This is a genomic window from Larkinella sp. C7 (assembly GCF_006149005.1).
In the GTDB taxonomy this organism is placed as follows: Bacteria; Bacteroidota; Bacteroidia; order Cytophagales; family Spirosomataceae; genus Larkinella.
This window is the reverse complement of record NZ_VBSL01000138.1, coordinates 226-488: the sequence shown is the minus strand read 5'-3', so window position 1 is coordinate 488 and position 263 is coordinate 226.

Below are 263 nucleotides of genomic sequence, written 5' to 3'. Positions count from 1 at the left end.
AAAAATTTTCACTAACTCATAACACTTACTGTATTTCACTCAAAACATCCACTTCTATAGCTAATAATAAATAATACAATATACTTTTGAAAGCGATATTCAATAACAAGTGCAGATTCTCCGATAACAATACAAATACTGATCAATGAGCCTCTTATACTTAACTATAAAATTCTATTTCTCCAGTACTTACAACTCTCTTTTTGTGCAAGTTTATTGATATTTATTTGAATTGCAACCATACACTATTAATAAATACTTAC